The sequence below is a fragment of the Rhodococcus sp. AH-ZY2 genome, assembly GCF_030916465.1.
Lineage (GTDB): Bacteria > Actinomycetota > Actinomycetes > Mycobacteriales > Mycobacteriaceae > Rhodococcus > Rhodococcus ruber.
The window spans coordinates 5,387,859-5,408,247 of record NZ_CP126458.1 but is presented as its reverse complement, the minus strand read 5'-3'; the positions used below and the strand labels follow the sequence as shown (position 1 = coordinate 5,408,247).

At 67.0% G+C, this 20,389-nt stretch carries 15 protein-coding genes, 3 tRNA genes and 3 rRNA genes; 10 read left to right on the top strand and 11 right to left on the bottom strand.

Annotation, left to right across the window (positions count from 1 at the left end):
- Positions 1–28: 28 nt before the first annotated feature.
- From QNA09_RS25845 to QNA09_RS25835, 3 genes are all read right to left on the bottom strand, one after another.
- Positions 29–119: transfer RNA gene (locus QNA09_RS25845), tRNA-Ser, on the bottom strand.
- A gap of 45 nt (positions 120–164) precedes the next feature.
- Positions 165–638: a nucleoside deaminase gene (locus QNA09_RS25840; protein ID WP_010594850.1), complete on the bottom strand. Its 474-nt coding sequence runs from the start codon at positions 636–638 to the stop codon at positions 165–167.
- Entirely contained in the window at positions 639–1,178 is a 540-nt protein-coding gene (locus QNA09_RS25835) for a tRNA adenosine deaminase-associated protein (protein ID WP_017681614.1), read from the bottom strand. It abuts the gene before it with no gap.
- 48 nt (positions 1,179–1,226) lie between these two features.
- Here QNA09_RS25835 and QNA09_RS25830 point away from each other — a divergent pair, with 48 nt between their 5' ends.
- A complete protein-coding gene (locus QNA09_RS25830) occupies positions 1,227–2,189 on the top strand; it encodes a prephenate dehydrogenase (protein ID WP_040273537.1) in 963 nt (320 codons plus the stop codon).
- The gene (locus QNA09_RS25825) at positions 2,177–3,523 is read left to right on the top strand and encodes an amidase (protein WP_010594848.1); all 1,347 of its coding nucleotides are present in this window, start codon (positions 2,177–2,179) and stop codon (positions 3,521–3,523) included. The genes QNA09_RS25830 and QNA09_RS25825 overlap by 13 nt, the downstream gene beginning before the upstream one ends.
- A 10-nt stretch (positions 3,524–3,533) precedes the next feature.
- On the opposite strand, the gene QNA09_RS25820 is transcribed toward QNA09_RS25825, so the two are convergent.
- Positions 3,534–4,145 carry a putative glycolipid-binding domain-containing protein gene (locus tag QNA09_RS25820; protein WP_072786589.1) on the bottom strand — a complete coding sequence of 204 codons (612 nt, stop codon included), beginning with the start codon at positions 4,143–4,145 and terminating at the stop codon, positions 3,534–3,536.
- A gap of 217 nt (positions 4,146–4,362) precedes the next feature.
- Here QNA09_RS25820 and QNA09_RS25815 point away from each other — a divergent pair, with 217 nt between their 5' ends.
- Positions 4,363–5,499, top strand: coding sequence for a GIY-YIG nuclease family protein (locus QNA09_RS25815; protein ID WP_010594847.1), 1,137 nt, complete (start codon positions 4,363–4,365; stop codon positions 5,497–5,499).
- A gap of 56 nt (positions 5,500–5,555) precedes the next feature.
- On the opposite strand, the gene QNA09_RS25810 is transcribed toward QNA09_RS25815, so the two are convergent.
- From QNA09_RS25810 to QNA09_RS25795, 4 genes are all read right to left on the bottom strand, one after another.
- A complete protein-coding gene (locus QNA09_RS25810) occupies positions 5,556–6,164 on the bottom strand; it encodes a hypothetical protein (RefSeq protein ID WP_026137974.1) in 609 nt (202 codons plus the stop codon).
- 217 nt (positions 6,165–6,381) lie between these two features.
- Positions 6,382–6,498: ribosomal RNA gene (gene rrf, locus QNA09_RS25805) — 5S ribosomal RNA — on the bottom strand.
- A gap of 105 nt (positions 6,499–6,603) precedes the next feature.
- Positions 6,604–9,737: ribosomal RNA gene (locus QNA09_RS25800) — 23S ribosomal RNA — on the bottom strand.
- A gap of 300 nt (positions 9,738–10,037) precedes the next feature.
- Positions 10,038–11,560, bottom strand: a 16S ribosomal RNA gene (locus QNA09_RS25795).
- Together the 16S, 23S and 5S rRNA genes form the textbook arrangement of a ribosomal RNA operon.
- Before the next feature lie 615 nt (positions 11,561–12,175).
- Here QNA09_RS25795 and QNA09_RS25790 point away from each other — a divergent pair.
- The 5 genes from QNA09_RS25790 to QNA09_RS25770 all read left to right on the top strand — a co-directional run bounded on the left by QNA09_RS25790 (position 12,176) and on the right by QNA09_RS25770 (position 16,367).
- Positions 12,176–12,424, top strand: a complete 249-nt coding sequence (locus QNA09_RS25790) for a hypothetical protein (RefSeq protein WP_010596142.1) — start codon at positions 12,176–12,178, stop codon at positions 12,422–12,424.
- A gap of 122 nt (positions 12,425–12,546) precedes the next feature.
- The gene (locus QNA09_RS25785) at positions 12,547–13,692 is read left to right on the top strand and encodes a DNA cytosine methyltransferase (protein WP_043805762.1); all 1,146 of its coding nucleotides are present in this window, start codon (positions 12,547–12,549) and stop codon (positions 13,690–13,692) included.
- Positions 13,693–13,709: 17 nt separating this feature from the next.
- Positions 13,710–14,135, top strand: a complete 426-nt coding sequence (locus QNA09_RS25780; protein ID WP_048774344.1) for a very short patch repair endonuclease — start codon at positions 13,710–13,712, stop codon at positions 14,133–14,135.
- A 19-nt stretch (positions 14,136–14,154) separates the two neighbouring features.
- Positions 14,155–14,928 (top strand): sulfite exporter TauE/SafE family protein, encoded by a 774-nt coding sequence (locus tag QNA09_RS25775; protein WP_010596145.1) that lies wholly within the window; start codon positions 14,155–14,157, stop codon positions 14,926–14,928.
- Between the two features lie 89 nt (positions 14,929–15,017).
- Positions 15,018–16,367, top strand: a complete 1,350-nt coding sequence (locus QNA09_RS25770) for an MBL fold metallo-hydrolase (RefSeq protein WP_048774342.1) — start codon at positions 15,018–15,020, stop codon at positions 16,365–16,367.
- A 61-nt stretch (positions 16,368–16,428) separates the two neighbouring features.
- Here QNA09_RS25770 and QNA09_RS25765 read toward each other — a convergent pair.
- The 3 genes from QNA09_RS25765 to QNA09_RS25755 all read right to left on the bottom strand — a co-directional run bounded on the left by QNA09_RS25765 (position 16,429) and on the right by QNA09_RS25755 (position 17,448).
- A tRNA-Arg gene (locus QNA09_RS25765) sits at positions 16,429–16,501 on the bottom strand.
- A gap of 71 nt (positions 16,502–16,572) precedes the next feature.
- A tRNA-Ser gene (locus QNA09_RS25760) sits at positions 16,573–16,664 on the bottom strand.
- A gap of 76 nt (positions 16,665–16,740) precedes the next feature.
- Positions 16,741–17,448 (bottom strand): dienelactone hydrolase family protein, encoded by a 708-nt coding sequence (locus QNA09_RS25755; protein ID WP_026138073.1) that lies wholly within the window; start codon positions 17,446–17,448, stop codon positions 16,741–16,743.
- A gap of 63 nt (positions 17,449–17,511) precedes the next feature.
- Here QNA09_RS25755 and hisC point away from each other — a divergent pair, with 63 nt between their 5' ends.
- The gene (gene hisC, locus QNA09_RS25750; protein WP_248957428.1) at positions 17,512–18,597 is read left to right on the top strand and encodes a histidinol-phosphate transaminase; all 1,086 of its coding nucleotides are present in this window, start codon (positions 17,512–17,514) and stop codon (positions 18,595–18,597) included.
- Between the two features lie 104 nt (positions 18,598–18,701).
- Positions 18,702–20,384, top strand: a complete 1,683-nt coding sequence (locus QNA09_RS25745; RefSeq protein ID WP_203011361.1) for a bifunctional UDP-sugar hydrolase/5'-nucleotidase — start codon at positions 18,702–18,704, stop codon at positions 20,382–20,384.
- Positions 20,385–20,389: the final 5 nt, after the last annotated feature.

Here is a 20,389-nt window from a genome sequence, read left to right as displayed (position 1 = left end):
CTCACCTGCGAAGATGAGGGGCCGTTCGTGGCGGTGGCGGAGGGATTTGAACCCTCGGACGGGGGTTACCCGTCACACGCTTTCGAGGCGTGCTCCTTAGGCCGCTCGGACACGCCACCGCCCACGACTTTACCGGATTCGGTCCCGGAGTTGAAATCCCCAGGTCACGACGGTTCCGGGAGCCGCTGCGCGCGGAAGAAGTCCTCGAGCACTGCGGCGCATTCCTTCTCGAGGACCCCGCCGCGCACCTGCGGACGATGGGTGAGCCGGCGATCACGCACCACGTCCCACAGCGACCCCACCGCACCCGTCTTCGGCTCCCACGCCCCGAAGACCACGCGATGCACCCTGGCCAGCACCAGCGCGCCCGCGCACATCGTGCACGGCTCCAGCGTCACGGCCAGCGTCGTGCCCTCGAGGCGCCAGCCGTCGCCGTGCACCTTCGCGGCCGCGCGTAGCGCCAGGATCTCCGCGTGCGCCGTCGGGTCGCCCGTCGCCTCCCGCGAATTCGCCGCCCGGGCCAGTTCGGTCCCGTCGGCGGCGAACAGGACGGCACCCACCGGCACGTCCCCGGCCGGCGCCGCGGCGGCCGCCTCCAGCGCGGCCCGGATCAGCGCCTCGTCGTCGCGCAGGCCCATCTAGCGGCGCAGCTTGTCCAGCGCCGTGGCGAGCACATCGTCGAACCCGAGCCGCTGGGCGATCTCGTCGATCTGCTCGTCCGGATACAGGTCGGTCTCGGCGGCGATCACCGCCAGCACCGGCTCCGGCAATCCCAGGTCCGCCAGGATTCCCAGGTCGCCCTCCTCCCACGGCTCGATGTCGTCGAGCTCGTCGGGGTCGATGTCCGGGATCTCGATGTTCAGCGCATCGAGCACGTCGGCGGCGATGTCGTAGTCGACCGCCATCGTCGCGTCCGACAGCAGCAGACGCGTGCCCGACGGGGCCGGCCGGACGATGACGAAGAACTCGTCGTCCACGTTGAGCAACCCGAAGATCGCCCCGGTGCTGCGCAACTCGCGCAGCTCCCGGTCGGCCACCTCGAGGCTCGTCAACACCGCCGCCGACAGTGCCTTGCACTTCCAGCGACCGTCCTCCCGCGTCACGGCGACCCCGAACCCGTCGAGATCCTCGGTCGAACTCACGGAGGGACTCTTGTTCCCCGCACGCTGCGCAGCCATGGGCGCAACGGTAGTCGGCGCGGTCCCGTGAATGAAGTCCAGCGGGCGATGTGCCAACCTGGTCGGGTGCCCACCTCCGCGTCCACCCCGCCCGTGTGCGTACTCGGCCTCGGCCTGATCGGCGGATCGTTGCTGCGTGCGGCCGTCGCCGCGGGCCGCGAGGCCTGGGGGTACAACCGCTCGCCGGAGCCCGTCGAGGCCGCCCGAGCCGACGGATTCGACGCCTCCACCGACCTGCCGGCCACGCTGCGGCGCGCCGCGGAATCCGACGCCCTCGTCGTCGTCGCCGTGCCCGTACCCGCAGTCGGCGCCGTGCTCGCGGCGGTCGCCGAGCACGCCCCGCACGTGGCGCTGACGGACGTGGTCAGCGTCAAGTCGCAGGTCGCCGCCCTGGTCGCCGCCCACGGACTCTCCGCACGCTTCGTCGGGGGCCATCCCATGGCGGGCACCGCCGAGTCCGGGTGGTCGGCGGGATTCGCGGAGCTGTTCCGCGACGCGGTGTGGGTGGTCACCGTCGACGAGGGCACCGACCCCGACGTGTGGACGCAGGTCGCCGAGCTCGCCCTCGACTGCGGTTCCGTCGTCGTACCCGCGGAATCGGGCGAGCACGACGCGGCGGTCGCCCGCGTCTCGCACCTGCCCCATCTGCTCGCCGAGGCGCTGGCACTGTCCGGGGCCGCCGGCGGCGACCTGGCGCTGGGTCTGGCGGCGGGATCGTTCCGCGACGGTACCCGCGTCGCCGGGACCACCCCCACGTTGGTCGACGCGATGTGTGAGGGCAACGCCCCGGCGCTGCTCACGGCCCTCGACGAAACCCTCGAGGTGCTGCGGGTCGCTCGGGAACAGCTCGCCGACGGCAGCACCGCCGAGCTGACCGCCGCTGGTCACGCCGCCCGGCGACGGTTCGAGCAACGCGACCGCCGACCCGTCACCGGCGTCGTCCCCGGCGACGACGACTGGCTCGCCCGACTGCGCGAGGCGGGTCGTCGCGGCGAGGTGTGGACGCGGTGACGCTGCGCGACACCACCGCGGCACTCGCGAAAGGCGAGCTGACCGCCACCGAACACGTCCGGCAGGTGCTGGCCGACCTCGACGCCCTCGACGGCACGCCGTGGTCGAATCTCGTGGCCGCCCGCAACGACGGCGCGGCCCTCGAATCGGCGGCCCGCGCCGACGCCGAGCTCGCGGCCGGCAACTGGATCGGTCCGCTGCACGGTGTCGCCGTCGCCGTCAAGGACAACATCGACGTCGCGGGCATGCCGACCCGCTGCGGCAGCAAGGTCCTCGCCGACGCGGCGCCGGCCGCGCAGGATGCCAGGATCGTCGAGCGGCTCCGCGAGGCCGGCGCCGTCGTGGTCGCCAAGACCCACCTGCACGAGTTCGCGTACGGGCCCAGCGGCCTGGTCAACGCGGCCGGGCCGGCCCGGCACCCGCACGATCCCACCCGCATCACCGGCGGCTCGTCCTCGGGGTCGGCGGCGCTCGTCGCCAAGGGCATCGTGCCGCTGGCACTGGGCACCGACACCGGGTGCAGCGTGCGCACCCCGGCGGCGCTGTGCGGCGTCGTCGGCCTCAAGCCCACGTTCGGCGCGTTGCCGGTCGACGGGGTCTTCCCCCTGTCCACCACCTTCGATCATGTGGGCCTGCTCGCCCGCGACGTCCTCGACGCGGCCCTGGCCTGGGGCGCGCTGCCCGGAATCGCGCACCTGCGCACACCCGTCTCGGGACTGCGGGTCGGACGGCTGCGCGGCGGCATCTGGGACGTGCCCGCTGCGTTCGAGTCCGCGCTCGACGACGCCTGCCGCACCCTCACCGATCTCGGTGCCGAGGTGCGGGACGTGCCCCTGCCGGAAACCGACGACCTCCTCGGCGTCTATCCCGTCGTCACCGGCTCGGAGGCGTACGAAACCCATCAGCGCTGGTTCGAGAACGACCCGGACCTCTACCAGCCGGCCACCGCGGCGCTGCTCGCGGCTCAGCGGGACCGTCCGGCGACGGACTACGTCCGGGCCGTGCGGGCGGCCGTCCGATTGCGCCGCGACGTCCTGCGCCGGCTACGGCGCGACGACGGGCTGGATGCGCTGATCACCGTCACGACCCCGCTGCGCTCGGCCGCGCTCGACAGCGATCCCGCGGCGCTGCGGGGGCCACTGCTGCAGATGTGCATCCCGTTCAGCGTGCTCGGCGTACCGGCGGTGTCCGTCCCTGCTCCGGGCGGCGGTGATCTCCCCATCGGCGTACAGGTGGTCGGGCTGACCTCCGGGACCGGCGGGCACGGCAGTCATCCCGGCGAGTCCACGGCTCTGGCACTCGCGATGGCGGTGGAGGGCACCGACCTCTCCTGACCGACCCGTCCTAGATCCGTCCCGCCAGGCCGGGGTAGTTCACGACGAACCCATCGCCGTCGACCGTCACCGACGAACTGGACACCGGGGACAGGACGTGGATGCCGTCGGCTGCGCTGCTGTAGACGAGCGTGGCCTCCTCGATGCCGAGATCGAGCAGATTCACGTAGACGACCGGCACCTCGAGTTCGTCCGCGCCGGACTGCAGCCCGTAGCGGCGGATCGGCAGCGCATTGAAGAACGGGCTGAGGATGACGTCGACGTCGAGTGCACCGCCGAACGCCGACCGCTGGTGCTGGGTGCCGTTGTCGACCATCCAGATGCCCTCCTCGGACCGGCTGATCGACATGTGCCTCTCACCGGCGGCCAGGGTCGTGCGCACCGACAACCGGCGCGTGACACCGTTCTCGTCGGTCACGAGGTCGTACGACGCGCTGAACGCGGGATGCTCCGCGCACTGCGCGCCCACGATCCGGCCCGCCGCCTTGATGCGATCGCCGCTCAGTTGGACACGCACCGACTCCATCCGAGGAACGTCGTACGCCCGCCACGTCAGAATCGCGGGCCAGTTCGATGCTGGGCTCGCCGCAGACCGCGCGGCATCGGGGACTGGGATGCTCACGTGTCTACGTTAAGCGACGAGCCACTCCCGGGGAGCAGGGGTGCCGGGAATCGTGCCCTTCGTGTAGCACACGACCCCTTCGAACGTGTCTGCCGTCACACCACGGGGACATGTCCGCGACACCACGACGGGGTGTCCGCACGGTGACCGACCTCCTTGTGCGGCGCGTTTGAGCACGTAACCCGCTGCCCGGGAAAGACTGGCCTACAGTCGCCTCATGCGTACCGTGTGGACAGTTCCTCAGAACATCGCCCAGATCCTCCTGGAGTCCCCCGAGATCCAGATGTTCCTGACCAGCAACGAGCTGCCCGACACCGCCGCGGACCCTCGCCGGCGGCTTGCCGAGTTCACGCATGCGCTCGCCGCCCTGGCCCGCCACACCGGACGCACCTTCGGCTCTGTCGATGCAGCCAACCGCGAACTGTTCGGGGGCTCCGCCGGAACCGTGCCGGTGGCGCTGCGTCTGGCCGTCCTGCGCGAGATCGTCACCGACGTCGACGACCGCACCCCCACCCCGGACCCGCTGCCGGCGACGGTCGTCGAACAGCTCGGTGCCTACGTGTACGCCCTCGTCGACCCGCGCGACCATACCGTCCTGCACGTCGGGCAGGGCCGCGGGAACCGGCTGTTCGTCCTGACCTGGACCGCGCTCGGCGAAGACCACAAACTCGCCGCCGGCGGCGAAGCCGCGCCCGCACAGACCCCCGAAACCGACGCGGCCGTGCGCCGGATCCGTGCCGTCTACGACTCCGGCTACTCCGTAGGTCACTACGTCGTGGCCGACCGGGTGGCCCCGGCCGTGGACGCCGATCACGCCGCCGGCTTCACCGCGCAGGCCCTCGTCTCGGTACTGGGGTTGCTCGAACCGCACGACGGCGAGATCGTGCTGACCAATCTCGTCGGCGCCACCGAGGAATCCGACCGGGTGGCCCGTCCCGTCGAGGAGTTGATTCGTCAGTACTCCGCGGAGGCCGCACCCGAGCTGCCCACGCCGTGCGTCGTGCTCCGGATCACCGAGGCGAAATCGGCGTCCGCCGAGCAGGTCCGTGGGCTCGCCGACCGTCCGTGGCCGGCCGGAGCGTCGGCACGCCGGATCGACGGCCTGCCCATCCTGGTCGTCGCCGACAACATCGTCCGCGGCGCCTACCGGGCCACCGGGTGGGAAGCGGCCTCCCGCACCGAGGACAACGGCGGCACGATCCTCTACCGCTTCCTCGGCGACGCCGATCCCGAACTCGAGAAGCTCTTCGTCGACACCCGTCTGACGCCGGATCGGCTGGGGCTCAAGCGCTGGCCGTCCCACGGCTGGGCGCCGCGACTCACCCGGGCCCTGCCCCACAGGCCGAGACCCTGATCCTGGTCCGGGCCGTGTCGTCACGGCCCGGACTTCCTACCGACGGTTCTCCCGGATCACCTGCCGCTCGGGGTGAGAATGGGTGCGTGCAGGTCGTAGTAGTGCACATCGCCCTGTAGCCGCATCTCCTCTTCCAGCAGCGGCCGCAGATCGTCGGGTATCTCCATCCGTTCGTGGGCACGCGCCTCGTCCTCGGACGAGAAGTACATGGTCTCGACGTACCCGTCGTCGCCGTAGGTGGCGAACGTGCCGCCGATGATCTCGGGTCGCAACTGATGCACCCGTTCCTGGCTCTGCACGAGCAGGCTCTTCATCCGCCCGACATCGGGGCTGTGCCCCTCCATCACCTGAACGAACCCTGCGGTGTCGGAGCCACCTTCCATCCACACCTCGACGTCGCGGCAGTCGTGGACGACGATCTCGCCGTCGAAGCACTGCTCCGCCTCGGCCCACCACTCGCCCTGCTCCGGACGTTCACTGTTCCGGCGGGCCGCCTCTTCCGATTCGAACCGGGCCACCGACACGAAGGTGCCGTCGTCACTGAATCCCGACGTGCTGCCCAGATAGCCCACGGCGCCGGGGCGCAGCTCGTCCGTCCACCGCTGCAGGCAGTCCTTCAACCCCTGCTCGTCGCGGACCTTTCCCTGCCAGACCTGAATGAACATCTCCATCGCCTCCGCGTGCGGGACGAGCCCGCACCCAAACGATTTCCGTGGCCGACCCGTCGCCGTCCACCACCGACGTCACCCGACGGCCGGCGATCGCGACCACCGTGGAGTCAATGATTCGCCTGTGCCGGACCGCGGACAAGAGCGGACGGGCCGGAACATGCAGAAATGCCGGAAGCCCCCCGACGAGGTCGGGGGGCTTCCGGTAACGGGTGTTCGGCGGTGTCCTACTCTCCCACACCCTGTCGGGTGCAGTACCATCGGCGCAGACAGGCTTAGCTTCCGGGTTCGGAATGGGACCGGGCGTTTCCCTGTCGCTATGGCCGCCGTAACTCTGCGAAACGTCACGCATCAGAGTTCTCGAATACCCTTGTCGGGCTTCGGTATCTGATGTGTGTGCTGTTTCAGATACCGCACAGTGGACGCGTAGCTTCTTCGTGGTAAGTCCTCGGCCTATTAGTACCGGTCACCTGCATGCGTTGCCGCACTTCCAGTTCCGGCCTATCAACCCGGTGGTCTGCCGGGGGCCTTACCCCCTCGAGGGGGTGAGAAACCTCATCTTGGAACAGGCTTCCCGCTTAGATGCTTTCAGCGGTTATCCCTTCCGAACGTAGCCAACCAGCCGTGCCCCTGGCGGGACAACTGGCACACCAGAGGTTCGTCCGTCCCGGTCCTCTCGTACTAGGGACAGCCTTCCTCAAGTTTCTAACGCGCGCGGCGGATAGAGACCGAACTGTCTCACGACGTTCTAAACCCAGCTCGCGTGCCGCTTTAATGGGCGAACAGCCCAACCCTTGGGACCTACTCCAGCCCCAGGATGCGACGAGCCGACATCGAGGTGCCAAACCATCCCGTCGATATGGACTCTTGGGGAAGATCAGCCTGTTATCCCCGGGGTACCTTTTATCCGTTGAGCGACACCGCTTCCACATGCCGGTGCCGGATCACTAGTCCCGACTTTCGTCCCTGCTCGACCTGTCGGTCTCACAGTCAAGCTCCCTTGTGCACTTGCACTCGACACCTGATTGCCAACCAGGCTGAGGGAACCTTTGGGCGCCTCCGTTACATTTTGGGAGGCAACCGCCCCAGTTAAACTACCCACCAGGCACTGTCCCTGAACCCGATCAGGGTCCGAGGTTAGAGGTCCAATACGATCAGAGTGGTATTTCAACAACGACTCCACGGTAACTGGCGTCACCGCTTCACAGTCTCCCACCTATCCTACACAAACCGAACCGAACACCAATACCAAGCTGTAGTGAAGGTCCCGGGGTCTTTTCGTCCTGCCGCGCGTAACGAGCATCTTTACTCGTAATGCAATTTCGCCGAGTCTGTGGTTGAGACAGCAGAGAAGTCGTTACGCCATTCGTGCAGGTCGGAACTTACCCGACAAGGAATTTCGCTACCTTAGGATGGTTATAGTTACCACCGCCGTTTACTGGGGCTTAAATTCTCAGCTTCGCGGATCGCTCCGCTGACCGGTCCTCTTAACCTTCCAGCACCGGGCAGGCGTCAGTCCGTATACCTCGTCTTACGACTTCGCACGGACCTGTGTTTTTAGTAAACAGTCGCTTCTCTCTGGTCTCTGCGACCACCCCCAGCTCCGACCGCGAAGGTCTTCACCAGGGCTGGTCCCCCTTCTCCCGAAGTTACGGGGGCATTTTGCCGAGTTCCTTAACCACAGTTCTCTCGATCGCCTCGGTATTCTCTACCTGACCACCTGTGTCGGTTTGGGGTACGGGCCGTGTGAAAGCTCGCTAGAGGCTTTTCTCGGCAGCATAGGATCATGGAATTCGCCTCATTCGGCTACGCATCACCTCTCAGGCTCGTGCGACACGGATTTGCCTATGTCACGCCCTACAGGCTTACACCGGTACAACCACTGACCGGCCCCACTACCTTCCTGCGTCACCCCATCGCTTGGCTACTACCACCGAAGGTCCCGTGCATCCACACGACCGATTCCCGAAGGAACCGGCCGGCTTCAGGACGGTTAGCATCACTGATTCACCAGGGGCGCGTTCACACGGGTACGGGAATATCAACCCGTTGTCCATCGACTACGCCTGTCGGCCTCGCCTTAGGTCCCGACTCACCCTGGGCGGATTAACCTGGCCCAGGAACCCTTGGTCATTCGGCGGACGAGTTTCTCACTCGTCTTTCGCTACTCATGCCTGCATTCTCACTCGCGCCGCCTCCACACCTGGATCACTCCGGCGCTTCCCCGGCGGCACGACGCTCCCCTACCCACCCACACCACTGCACCCGTCTCCGCAGAAACGAGTGGGTGTTGTGTGAGTGCCGCGGCTTCGGCGGTGTACTTGAGCCCCGCTACATTGTCGGCGCAGAACCACTTGACCAGTGAGCTATTACGCACTCTTTCAAGGGTGGCTGCTTCTAAGCCAACCTCCTGGTTGTCTCAGCGATCCCACATCCTTTTCCACTTAGTACACGCTTAGGGGCCTTAGCCGGCGATCTGGGCTGTTTCCCTCTCGACTACGAAGCTTATCCCCCGCAGTCTCACTGCCGCGCTCTCACTCACCGGCATTCGGAGTTTGGCTGATTTCGGTAAGCTTGTGGGCCCCCTAGACCATCCAGTAGCTCTACCTCCGGTGAGAAACACGCGACGCTGCACCTAAATGCATTTCGGGGAGAACCAGCTATCACGGAGTTTGATTGGCCTTTCACCCCTACCCACAGCTCATCCCCTCAGTTTTCAACCTAAGTGGGTTCGGGCCTCCACGACGTCTTACCGTCGCTTCACCCTGGCCATGGGTAGATCACTCCGCTTCGGGTCTAGAACATGCCACTGATACGCCCTGTTCGGACTCGCTTTCGCTACGACTACCCCACACGGGTTAACCTCGCGACATGCCACTAACTCGCAGGCTCATTCTTCAAAAGGCACGCCGTCACCCCCAGCAGACCAAACTGCTCGAAGGCTCCGACGGATTGTAAGCGCACGGTTTCAGGTACTATTTCACTCCCCTCCCGGGGTACTTTTCACCTTTCCCTCACGGTACTAGTCCGCTATCGGTCACCAGGGAGTATTCAGGCTTATCGGGTGGTCCCGACAGATTCACAGCAGATTTCACGGGCCCGCTGCTACTCGGGTATCCGAATCGACAGTCACCGTGTTTTCGTCTACGGGATTCTCACCCTCTACGACGGGCCGTTCCAGACCACTTCGACTAACACAGGCGATTTCTCACTGTCGGCCGGTGCGGCAGCACCGACACATCGAACCCCACAACCCCGAACACACAACCCCTGCCGGGTATCGCATGTGCCCGGTTTAGCCTCTTCCGCTTTCGCTCGCCACTACTCACGGAATCACATGTTGTTTTCTCTTCCTGTGGGTACTGAGATGTTTCACTTCCCCACGTTCCCTCCACACGCCCTATATATTCAGGCGCGGGTAACACGACATCACTCGTGCTGGGTTTCCCCATTCGGAAATCCTCGGATCACAGCTCGGTTGACAGCTCCCCGAGGCATATCGCAGCCTCCCACGTCCTTCATCGGCTCCTGGTGCCAAGGCATCCACCGTACGCTCATAAACACTTACAACAAAGATGCTCGCGTCCACTGTGCAGTTCTCAAACAACACACAACAACCGATACTGGGGAAAGAAGAACCCTTCCCGTTCCCGGTCATCGTCGCTGACAAAACACTCGCGTGTTCTCTCAGGACCCAACAGTGCACCGATATAACTCTCTTCCCGCCGGCACTCGGACCGGCGGTGACGAAGAAAATACCTGTCAGCGTTCCACCCATGAGCTCCTGCCGTTCCACGTGTGGGAACGAAACAGTCTCTGCCCGAGAGGCATTCACCTGTGTGAACCCTCGCCGGGAGAAGTGCTCCTTAGAAAGGAGGTGATCCAGCCGCACCTTCCGGTACGGCTACCTTGTTACGACTTCGTCCCAATCGCCGATCCCACCTTCGACGGCTCCCTCCCACGAGGGGTTAGGCCACCGGCTTCGGGTGTTACCGACTTTCATGACGTGACGGGCGGTGTGTACAAGGCCCGGGAACGTATTCACCGCAGCGTTGCTGATCTGCGATTACTAGCGACTCCGACTTCACGGGGTCGAGTTGCAGACCCCGATCCGAACTGAGACCGGCTTTAAGGGATTCGCTCCACCTCGCGGTATCGCAGCCCTCTGTACCGGCCATTGTAGCATGTGTGAAGCCCTGGACATAAGGGGCATGATGACTTGACGTCGTCCCCACCTTCCTCCGAGTTGACCCCGGCAGTCTCCTGCGAGTCCCCACCATTACGTGCTGGCAACACAGGACAAGGGTTGCGCTCGTTGCGGGACTTAACCCAACATCTCACGACACGAGCTGACGACAGCCATGCACCACCTGTACACCGACCACAAGGGAAACCCCATCTCTGGGGCGGTCCGGTGTATGTCAAACCCAGGTAAGGTTCTTCGCGTTGCATCGAATTAATCCACATGCTCCGCCGCTTGTGCGGGCCCCCGTCAATTCCTTTGAGTTTTAGCCTTGCGGCCGTACTCCCCAGGCGGGGCGCTTAATGCGTTAGCTACGGCACGGATCCCGTGGAAGGAAACCCACACCTAGCGCCCACCGTTTACGGCGTGGACTACCAGGGTATCTAATCCTGTTCGCTACCCACGCTTTCGCTCCTCAGCGTCAGTTACTGCCCAGAGACCCGCCTTCGCCACCGGTGTTCCTCCTGATATCTGCGCATTTCACCGCTACACCAGGAATTCCAGTCTCCCCTGCAGTACTCAAGTCTGCCCGTATCGCCTGCAAGCCCGCAGTTGAGCTGCGGGTTTTCACAGACGACGCGACAAACCGCCTACGAGCTCTTTACGCCCAGTAATTCCGGACAACGCTCGCACCCTACGTATTACCGCGGCTGCTGGCACGTAGTTGGCCGGTGCTTCTTCTGTACCTACCGTCACTTGCGCTTCGTCGGTACTGAAAGAGGTTTACAACCCGAAGGCCGTCATCCCTCACGCGGCGTCGCTGCATCAGGCTTGCGCCCATTGTGCAATATTCCCCACTGCTGCCTCCCGTAGGAGTCTGGGCCGTGTCTCAGTCCCAGTGTGGCCGGTCGCCCTCTCAGGCCGGCTACCCGTCGTCGCCTTGGTGGGCCGTTACCCCACCAACAAGCTGATAGGCCGCGGGCCCATCCTGCACCGGAAAACCTTTCCACCCCGGAACATGCATCCCGAGGTCCTATCCGGTATTAGACCCAGTTTCCCAGGCTTATCCCGAAGTGCAGGGCAGATCACCCACGTGTTACTCACCCGTTCGCCACTAATCCACCCAGCAAGCTGGGCTTCATCGTTCGACTTGCATGTGTTAAGCACGCCGCCAGCGTTCGTCCTGAGCCAGGATCAAACTCTCCGTTGAAGACTCTCGATTCCTCCCGAAAGAGTAATCAGCCATAAGCGTAGAGCCGAATCACTAGCAAAAAACTCAAACTAGCAAAAACACTGACCACCACAGACGGAAGAATGCGGCAGCCAGCAACGATCATCACGACGCCTCATCGGCTTGACACCATGGTCGGCGTCTGATCTGATCGCACCAAATAAAAAATTTGGCACTGACATTCATCGGCACACTGTTGAGTTCTCAAAGAACACGCACACACCATCGCTCCGCACCTTCAGTGCCTTGCTCCGGGGCAACCGTTCCAGCCTAACATCGGGGGCCTTCGGAGTCAAAACTCTGCGGCCGATCCGATCTCGGGGCGATTGGAAACCTTACCAGAAGGTTCTCAATCAAGGTAATCAGGCGCCTGCGTCCAACCTCGTTGTCCCGAGCCCCTGCGGGCCGGGTCGGTGTCCGTGTCGCTCTGACCTGGAATAAGTTACGTGAACATCCGGCTGTACGCCAAATCGCCAGCTCAGAGCCATCATTTGCGCTCGAGTACGTGTGTTTCCGGGACGCGGAACCGTCCTGTGCCCGGCTGCGTCTCATCTACCGAGGGCTACGTGCCACCCACTCAGGTACAGGAGACCCATGAGCGGCTTTCCCGCAGAGATCGTCGAGCCGGCCCGGATGGATGGCCCCGACCCGCGTTCGCTCGCGGCGGCGCTGTGCGCCGCCGCCTGCGACGACATGCTCGACACGCTCGACGAGGTCCTCCTCGAGCTCGACGCAGACGCGTCGGACGGCTGTGCGTGTGACGTCGCACCGCGCGTCGCCGCAAGGATCGCGACCGTCGTCCGGATGAAGGCCGCGTTCGAGTCGTCGCGTCCCCTCGGGTAGCCGTGCCGGCTTTCGGCGACAGTGATCACGGCATCACGCGTCGCGGCACGGGCCGCCCGATTTCTCGAGTAACGTGCTCCGTGAGCAAAGCGAGAAAGGGTGCCGTGACGTCGACCGGGAACATGGTGGGATTGTTCGCCGGAATCGGCGGACTCGAGCTCGGACTGGCCGAGCACGGCTGGCGCACCGAACTGCTCTGCGAGATCGACGCCGGAGCGCAAGCCGTACTTCGCGCTCGCTTCACCGACGTGACGCTGCACACCGATGTCACGCGCCTTCGTTCCCTTCCTCAGGCAACCGAGATCGTCACCGCGGGCTTTCCGTGCCAGGACCTGTCGCAGGCCGGCCGGACCGCCGGCATCACCGGCTCCCGGTCGGGCCTCGTCGACGAGGTGTTCCGGTTGGTGCGGCGCAAGCAGGGACCGCGCTGGCTGCTCATCGAGAACGTCCCCTTCATGCTGCAACTCGGCCGCGGCGCCGCGATGCGTCACATCACCGACGCGCTCGAAGATCTCGGGTACGCGTGGGCGTACCGGGTCGTCGACGCCCGCGCGTTCGGACTTCCGCAGCGGCGACAGCGGGTGCTCATGCTCGCCTCGCGGACCGACGATCCCCGCGCGGTGCTCTTCGGCGAGGACGCCGGTGCCCCCGCGGAAGGCGATCCCGACACCCACCCGTGCGGCTTCTACTGGACGGAAGGCGTACGCGGTCTGGGCTGGGCGGTCAACGCCGTGCCCACCCTCAAGGGCGGGTCCACGGTCGGCATCGCCAGTCCGCCGGCGGTGCGGTTGCCGTCGGGAGAGATCGTCACGCCCGGTCTGATCGACGCCGAACGGCTCCAGGGCTTCGACCCGGACTGGACCGCACCCGCCACCCAGGCACCCGGCGTTCGGACCGGGCATCGGTGGCGGCTCGTCGGCAACGCCGTGAGCGTCCGCATGGCCGCCTGGGTCGGTGGACGGCTCGGCCGGCCCATCGACTACTCCCCCGACCACGAGACAGCGCTGCGGCCGGGGGACCCCTGGCCGAGTGCCGCCTGGGGGGCCCGGCGACGAGCGTTCCGGGTGCACGAGTCGCACTGGCCGGTCCAGGAGCCGTACGAGGACCTCGCGGGATACCTGGAGGACGCGCGACTGCTGTCCGCACGGGCCACGGCCGGATTCCTGCGGCGGGCTCGGTCCGGCAACCTGAGATTCGTGCCCGGCTTCCTCGACGACGTCGAGTCCCACCTCGACCGCATGGGCGGCTTCCCCGAAGCCGCGGCCTGAGGACGGATCCGGCTGCCGTGCCCTCCACCGACCCGCAGACCAGCGCCCGGATGAGACGGCAGCGACGCCGGGACACCGTCCCCGAGGTGGCCCTGCGCCGGGAGCTCCACGGGCGCGGGGTGCGCTACTTCGTCGATCGGGCGCCGCTGAAGGGCATCCGTCGACGCGCCGACCTGGTGTTTCCGCGTCGCCGAGTGGCGGTGTATGTCGACGGGTGCTTCTGGCACCGTTGCCCGCAGCACGCCACCGATCCGAAGAACAACGCCGAGTGGTGGGCCGCCAAGCTCGCCGCCAACGTGGCCCGCGACCGGAACACCGACGCGGCGCTCGCCGCGGCCGGGTGGACGGTGGTGCGGATCTGGGAGCACGAGAATCCCGTGGAGGCCGCGGACCGGGTGCAGGCCGCATTGTCCGCGGCCGAACCGGGTACTGCCGATTCCTGACTACCGAAGGGAGGATGCGGTGGAACCGGCAATCGCGCTCGTTCTGGGAGCGCTCCTCGGGGTCCTGCTCGGCCTCCTCGGTGGCGGCGGATCCATCCTCGCGGTTCCCGCCCTGGTGTACGGCCTCGGACTCGAGTTCCGCCAGGCCATCCCCATCTCGCTGATCGTCGTCGGAGCGGCAGCCCTGTCCGGGGCGATCCCCAAGATCCGGGCCGGGCAGGTCGACTGGCGGCTGGCCGCGGTGTTCGCCGCGGCCGGCATCCCCGCGACGTTTGCGGGGACGGCGGTCGGCACGTTGCTGCCGCAGCCGGTACTGCTGGTGGGCTTCGCCGCCGTGATGGTGCTGGCGGGCATCCGGATGCTGCGCGAGAACGACGACGCCGGAACCGCGTGCACGACCGGTGACTCCGGCATCGACTGGAAGCGATGCGCGCCGAGGTCGATCCCGGCCGGTGTGGGAGTGGGCTTCCTGACCGGGCTGTTCGGCGTCGGAGGCGGCTTCCTGATCATCCCCGCGCTGGTGATCCTCCTCGGGTTGGAGATGAGCGTCGCCGTGGGGACCTCGCTGATCGTCATCGTCGCCAACTCGACGGCCGGGCTCGTCGCGCACATCGGGGACGCCGACATCGACTGGCCGCTCACTGCGGCGTTCGCCGGGGCCGCGGTCGTCGCGTCACTGGTTGCCGGTCACCTCGGTACCCGCATGGAAACCGACCGGCTGCGGCGGTGGTTCGCCTGGCTCGTCTTCGTCGTGGCCGCGTACGTGCTGGTGGACACCCTGTTCCTGCGCTGAGCCGGAACTCGTCGCGTAACCGGCGCATTCTTCGTACGCCCCCGGGTATCCGGGGGCATAGTGAGAAAGCACCGTGGGAAGGCACCGACATGGACGTATCGATCATCGAAACCTCGAGTCTCGGCGACCGCAGCTATCTGATCACCGAGGCGGACGTGGCCGTCGTGGTGGATCCCCAGCGCGACATCGACCGGGTGCTCGCGCTCGCCAACGACCGCGAAGCGCGCATCACCCACGTCCTCGAGACCCACATCCACAACGACTACGTCACCGGCGGGCTGGAACTGTCCCGTGCCGTCGAGGCCGAGTACATCGTCCCGGCCGGCGACGATGTGGACTACGAGCGACGCGCCGTCCACGACGGCGACCTGATCGACGCCGGTCCCATCCGGCTGCGGGTGATGCACACACCCGGGCACACCCATCACCACGTCAGCTATGTGCTGCTCGACGAGACCGGTGCCACGCACGGAATCTTCACCGGCGGGTCGATGCTGTACGGATCCACCGGCCGCACCGACCTCGTCGGCCCGCAGTACACCGAGGAACTGACCCACGCGCAGTTCCACTCCGTGCGACGGATCGCCGACGAAGTGCCGGCCGACACCCCGGTGTATCCCACCCACGGCTTCGGCAGCTTCTGCTCGGCCACCCCCACCAGCGGCGACTCGTCCACCGTGGGACAGCAGCGCGACGTCAACCCGGCGCTGACCCGTGACGAGCAGGCCTACGTCGACGAACTCATCGCGGGACTCAACACCTATCCCGCGTACTACGCCCACATGGGTGTGATCAACAAGGCGGGTCCGTCGTCGGTCGACCTGTCGCCACCGGAACCGGTCGACCCGGCCGAGCTGCGCCGGCGTATCGACGCCGGCGAGTGGGTCGTCGACCTGCGTGAGCGCACCGCCTTCGCCGCGGGACACCTGGGCGGCACGCTCGGCTTCGAACTGTCCACCTCCTTCGTCACCTACCTGGGTTGGCTCTACAAGTGGGGTGCGCCCCTGACCCTCATCGGCGAGAGCGACGAGCAGATCGCCGACGCCAAGCGCGAGCTGGTCCGCATCGGTATCGACGAACTCGCCGGCGCGGCCGTCGGCGAGATCCACACCCTCGTCAACGGGCACGAACTGCGGTCGTACCGCGTCTCGGACTTCGCGGAACTCACCGGGGAGATCGACAACGAGCGGGTCCGGATCCTCGACGTGCGCCAGAAGGACGAGTTCGAGGACGGCCACGTGCGCGGGGCGGTCAACATCCCGCTGCACGACCTCGCCGACCGGCTCGACCAGGTCCCGCACGGGGAGGTCTGGGTGCACTGCGGGTCCGGCTACCGGGCCTCGATCGCCGCCTCGATGATCGACCGGATCGACCGCACCGTCGTCCTCGTGAACGACGACTTCGACAAGGCGTACGACCACGGTCTGACCGACTCGTGAGGGTCCCTTCCGGGACCGACGACGAAAGAACCCCCACCGGAGCGGTGGGGGTTCTTCACTGTGCGCCCGAAGGGATTCGAACCCCTAACCTTCTGATCCGTAGTCAGATGCTCTATCCGTTGAGCTACGGGCGCAGTTCTTGCACGCAGTTGTGTCCTGCATGCAGTTCTCGTATTCAGTTGTCGCCGGTGACGCTGCACCGACGTGGCGGAGGCGAGAGGATTTGAACCTCCGGTCCCCCGTAAAGGGGACAACTCATTAGCAGTGAGTCCCATTCGGCCGCTCTGGCACGCCTCCCTGGGGGGTTTCGATTCTCTCGAACCGCCGGGACGAAAGATTACACACGTTCGGACAGCAAACGCAAAACGGCTGGTCAGCGCAGGTTCGAGTCGAACCAGTCGAAGATCCGACGCCGCGCGTCGATGATCGCCGCCTCGGCCGGATCGGTCTCGGGATCGGCCGTGTCGTGCTCGACGGGCGGCTCGTCGGGTCGATGCGCCAGCCCCGGATACCCGATCACCAAGGTGGGCGCATCGGCCCGTCCGGCCGCCTCGCGCAACTGCTCGACGTCGCCGGGCGGGGTCGTGGGATCGTCCTCGCCGTACAGACCGAGCCACGGCGCCTGCAGGCTGCGCACGGCCTCGACGAGTGCGGGGACGTCGGGCCGCAGCGGTTGCAGGATGCCGTGCGCCGCGACGGTGACCGCGGCCCCCACCCGCCGGTTCGCGGCGACGAGGAGCGCCGCCGTGCCGGCGTCGTCGAATCCGATCACGCCGACCGCGTCGGGGTAGACCCCGCTGCGGACCAACCAGTCCATCGCGGCATCGACGTCGTCGAACAGGTTCTGCCCGAACACCTCGTCGTCCTCGGTGAACTCGCGATGGAACAGGTGCGGTGCCACGACCAGCCAGCACTCGGCAGCCAGCACCTCCATGAAGGCCAGCAGGGCCGGTGGAAACTCGCGGGATTCGTGCAACACCACGATGCCACCGCGAAGGGCGCCCTCCGGCCGGAACACGGTCAGCGGTACCTGCCCCGACCCGTCCGGCAACCGGGCCGCGGCAGTGTGGATTCCCGACATACCGTCCACGATGACACGACCCACCGCGACAGTGCACGTGATCGCCGGGCGCATAATCGGCTGGTGACCCCACGGACCCGCCCCGACCTCGTCTCGATCCCGTCCTATGTGCCCGGCCGCAGCTTTCCGGGCGCGATCAAGCTCGCCAGCAACGAGACCACGGTCGGTCCCCTGCCCAGCGTGCGCGACGCGATCGCCGAGGCGGCGTACTCGGTCCACCGGTATCCGGACAACATGGCTGCCGTGCTCATCGGCGCGCTGGCCGAACGGCTGGGGGTCGAGCCCGAGAACATCGCCGTGGGCAACGGTTCGGTGAGCCTGTGCCAGGAGCTGGTGCTCTCGGCCTGCAACGACGGCGACGAGGTGGTGTTCTCCTGGCGCTCGTTCGAGGCGTACCCGGTGGTGACGGCGGTGGCCGGCGCGAAACCGGTGCCGGTGCCCAACACCTCCGAGCACGGCCACGACCTCGACGCGATGCTCGCCGCGATCACCGATCGCACCCGGGTGGTGTTCGTGTGCAATCCCAACAACCCGACCGGTGCGCTGCTCGGCAGGGCGGAGCTGGAGCGGTTCATCGACGCGGTGCCACCGCAGGTGCTCGTCGCGCTCGACGAGGCGTACTTCGAGTACACCCGCCCGAAGCCCGGCGCGGAACTGGCGGACGGGGTCGTGCTCGCCGCCGGCCGGCCGAACGTCGTGGTGCTCCGCACTTTCTCGAAGGCCTACGGTCTGGCCGGTCTGCGGGTCGGCTACCTGGTCGGCGACCCCTCGGTGATCAAAGTCCTGAACAAGGTGCACACCCCGTTCAGCGTGAGCTCGCTCGCGCAGCAGGCGGCCATCGCCTCCCTGGCGGCCGCCGACGAGCTGCTGGCGCGCACCGACAGTGTGCTCGCCGAGCGCGACCGCGTGCGGACGGGGCTCGTCGACGCCGGATATCCCGTGCCGGAGAGCTACGCCAACTTCGTGTGGTTGCCGCTCGGAGACCGGTCGGCGGCGTTTGCCGAAGCGTGCGCGGAGGCGGGCGTGCTGGTCCGCCCGTACGCGGACGACGGAGTGCGGGTGACCATCGGCGATCCGCACGAGAACGACGCATTCCTGACATTCGCGACCGGCAAGGGCCTCGACATCGCGGAAATTTCGACGTCCTGACCTGCGAGAAAGCGTCTACGAGACCCAACCGTTATCAGCGGGTGGCGATCACGTGACCAACCGTTGGCACACTCGTCCGGTCGGCTAGGGAGCGGAGTGTGCGGATGGGTTCAGGCGTGACACGCCGGTGGACCTTGTCCGCGGCCCTGCTGACCGGCGTCCTGTGGACGTCGCTGGCCGTCCCCGCGACCGCACTACCTCCGGACGCCCTGCCGCTGCGACTGATCGCCTTCCGCGACCTGCACGGCAGCCTGCTCCCACCCCAGGGTCCCCGCAGCGAGGTGGTCCGTTCCGACGGCGCGTCCGTTCCCGCGGGCGGCGCGGCATATCTCGCCGCCTACGTCCGGCAGCTGCGCGCGCAGGCGGACAACTCGGTGCTCTACTCCGTCGGCGACACGTGGGGCTCGTCGCCCATCGAATCGGCGATGTTCCACGACGAACCCACCGTGGACCTGCTCAACGGCCTCGATGTGACCGCGGCCGCCCTCGGCAACCACGAATTCGACAACGGCTACGCCGAGTTGCGGCGCCTGCGCGACGGCGGGTGCCACCCCGAGGGCTGCCGGTACGACGAGGAGTACGCCGGAACCGCCTTCCCGCTGATCGCGGCGAACGTCGCGGAGGCCGACGGCAGTCCCGCGGCCCTGCCGTTCAGCGTGGACTACGTCGACGGGGTGCCGGTCGGCGTCATCGGTGTCGCCCCCCAGGACACACCGCAGGTGGTGCGTGGCGACGACATCTCCGGCCTGCAGTTCACCGACGAGATCACGGCCGTCGACCGCACCGCCGACGCGCTCGATGCCCTCGGGGTCCGCTCGATCGTGCTGCTCTACAAGGGGGCGCTGACCCCGTCGGCGGGGACCGACCCGTGCGACCCGGCCGCCGGGCCCGCGCGCGCCCTCACCTCCCGGGTGTCACCGAAGGTCGATGTCGTCGTCACCGCGGACGGCGAGGACAGTTTCAACTGCAGCTACCCGGATCCGGCGGGCAATCCCCGGACCGTGCTGCAGGGCGCCTCACACGGACGCATCGTCTCGGTCGCGGACCTGACCATCGACCGCGAGAGCCGCGACGTGCTGCGCGACCGTACCCACGCGTTCAACCAGGTCGTCACCCACGACATCGCCCCCGACCCGCGCACGCAGCAGTTCGTGGACCGGGCGGTCGACAAGTCCCGCGACGTCGCCGAACGCTTCGTCGGCCGCATCGCCGCCGACCTGACCCGCGACACCACGGCCGGCGGCGAGTCGGCCCTCGGCAATCTCGTCGCGGACGCGCAGCTGGCGGCCGCCGAACCCGCCGGGGCGCAGCTCGCCCTCACCAATCCCGGTGGAGTGCGCGCCGACCTGCTGCATTCCGAGGACGGCGTCGTCACCCACGGCGACACCTACGCGGCCCAACCGTTCGGGAACCGGCTGCAGGTGCTCGAGCTCACCGGTGCGGAACTGGTCGGGGTCCTCGAACAACAGTTCCAGCAGGACGCCGGCGGCGCGAACCGCGAGCGGATCCTCGCCCCGTCGCACACGCTGCGCTACGTCCTCGACCGGGCCGCGGCGCCGGGCGGCCGGATCCGGGACGTCACCGTCGCGGGCCGCCCGCTCGAGCAGGCCGCGACGTACCGGGTGGTCGTCAACGGGTTCCTCGCCGACGGCGGTGACGGGTTCACCGGGTTCACGCACGCGCGACGGACGACCGGGGCGGGCGCCGAACTCGACGCCCTGAACGCCTACCTGGCGGCACACTCGCCCGTCGCGCCGCCGGCCACCGACCGCATCACGGTGCCCTGATCGAT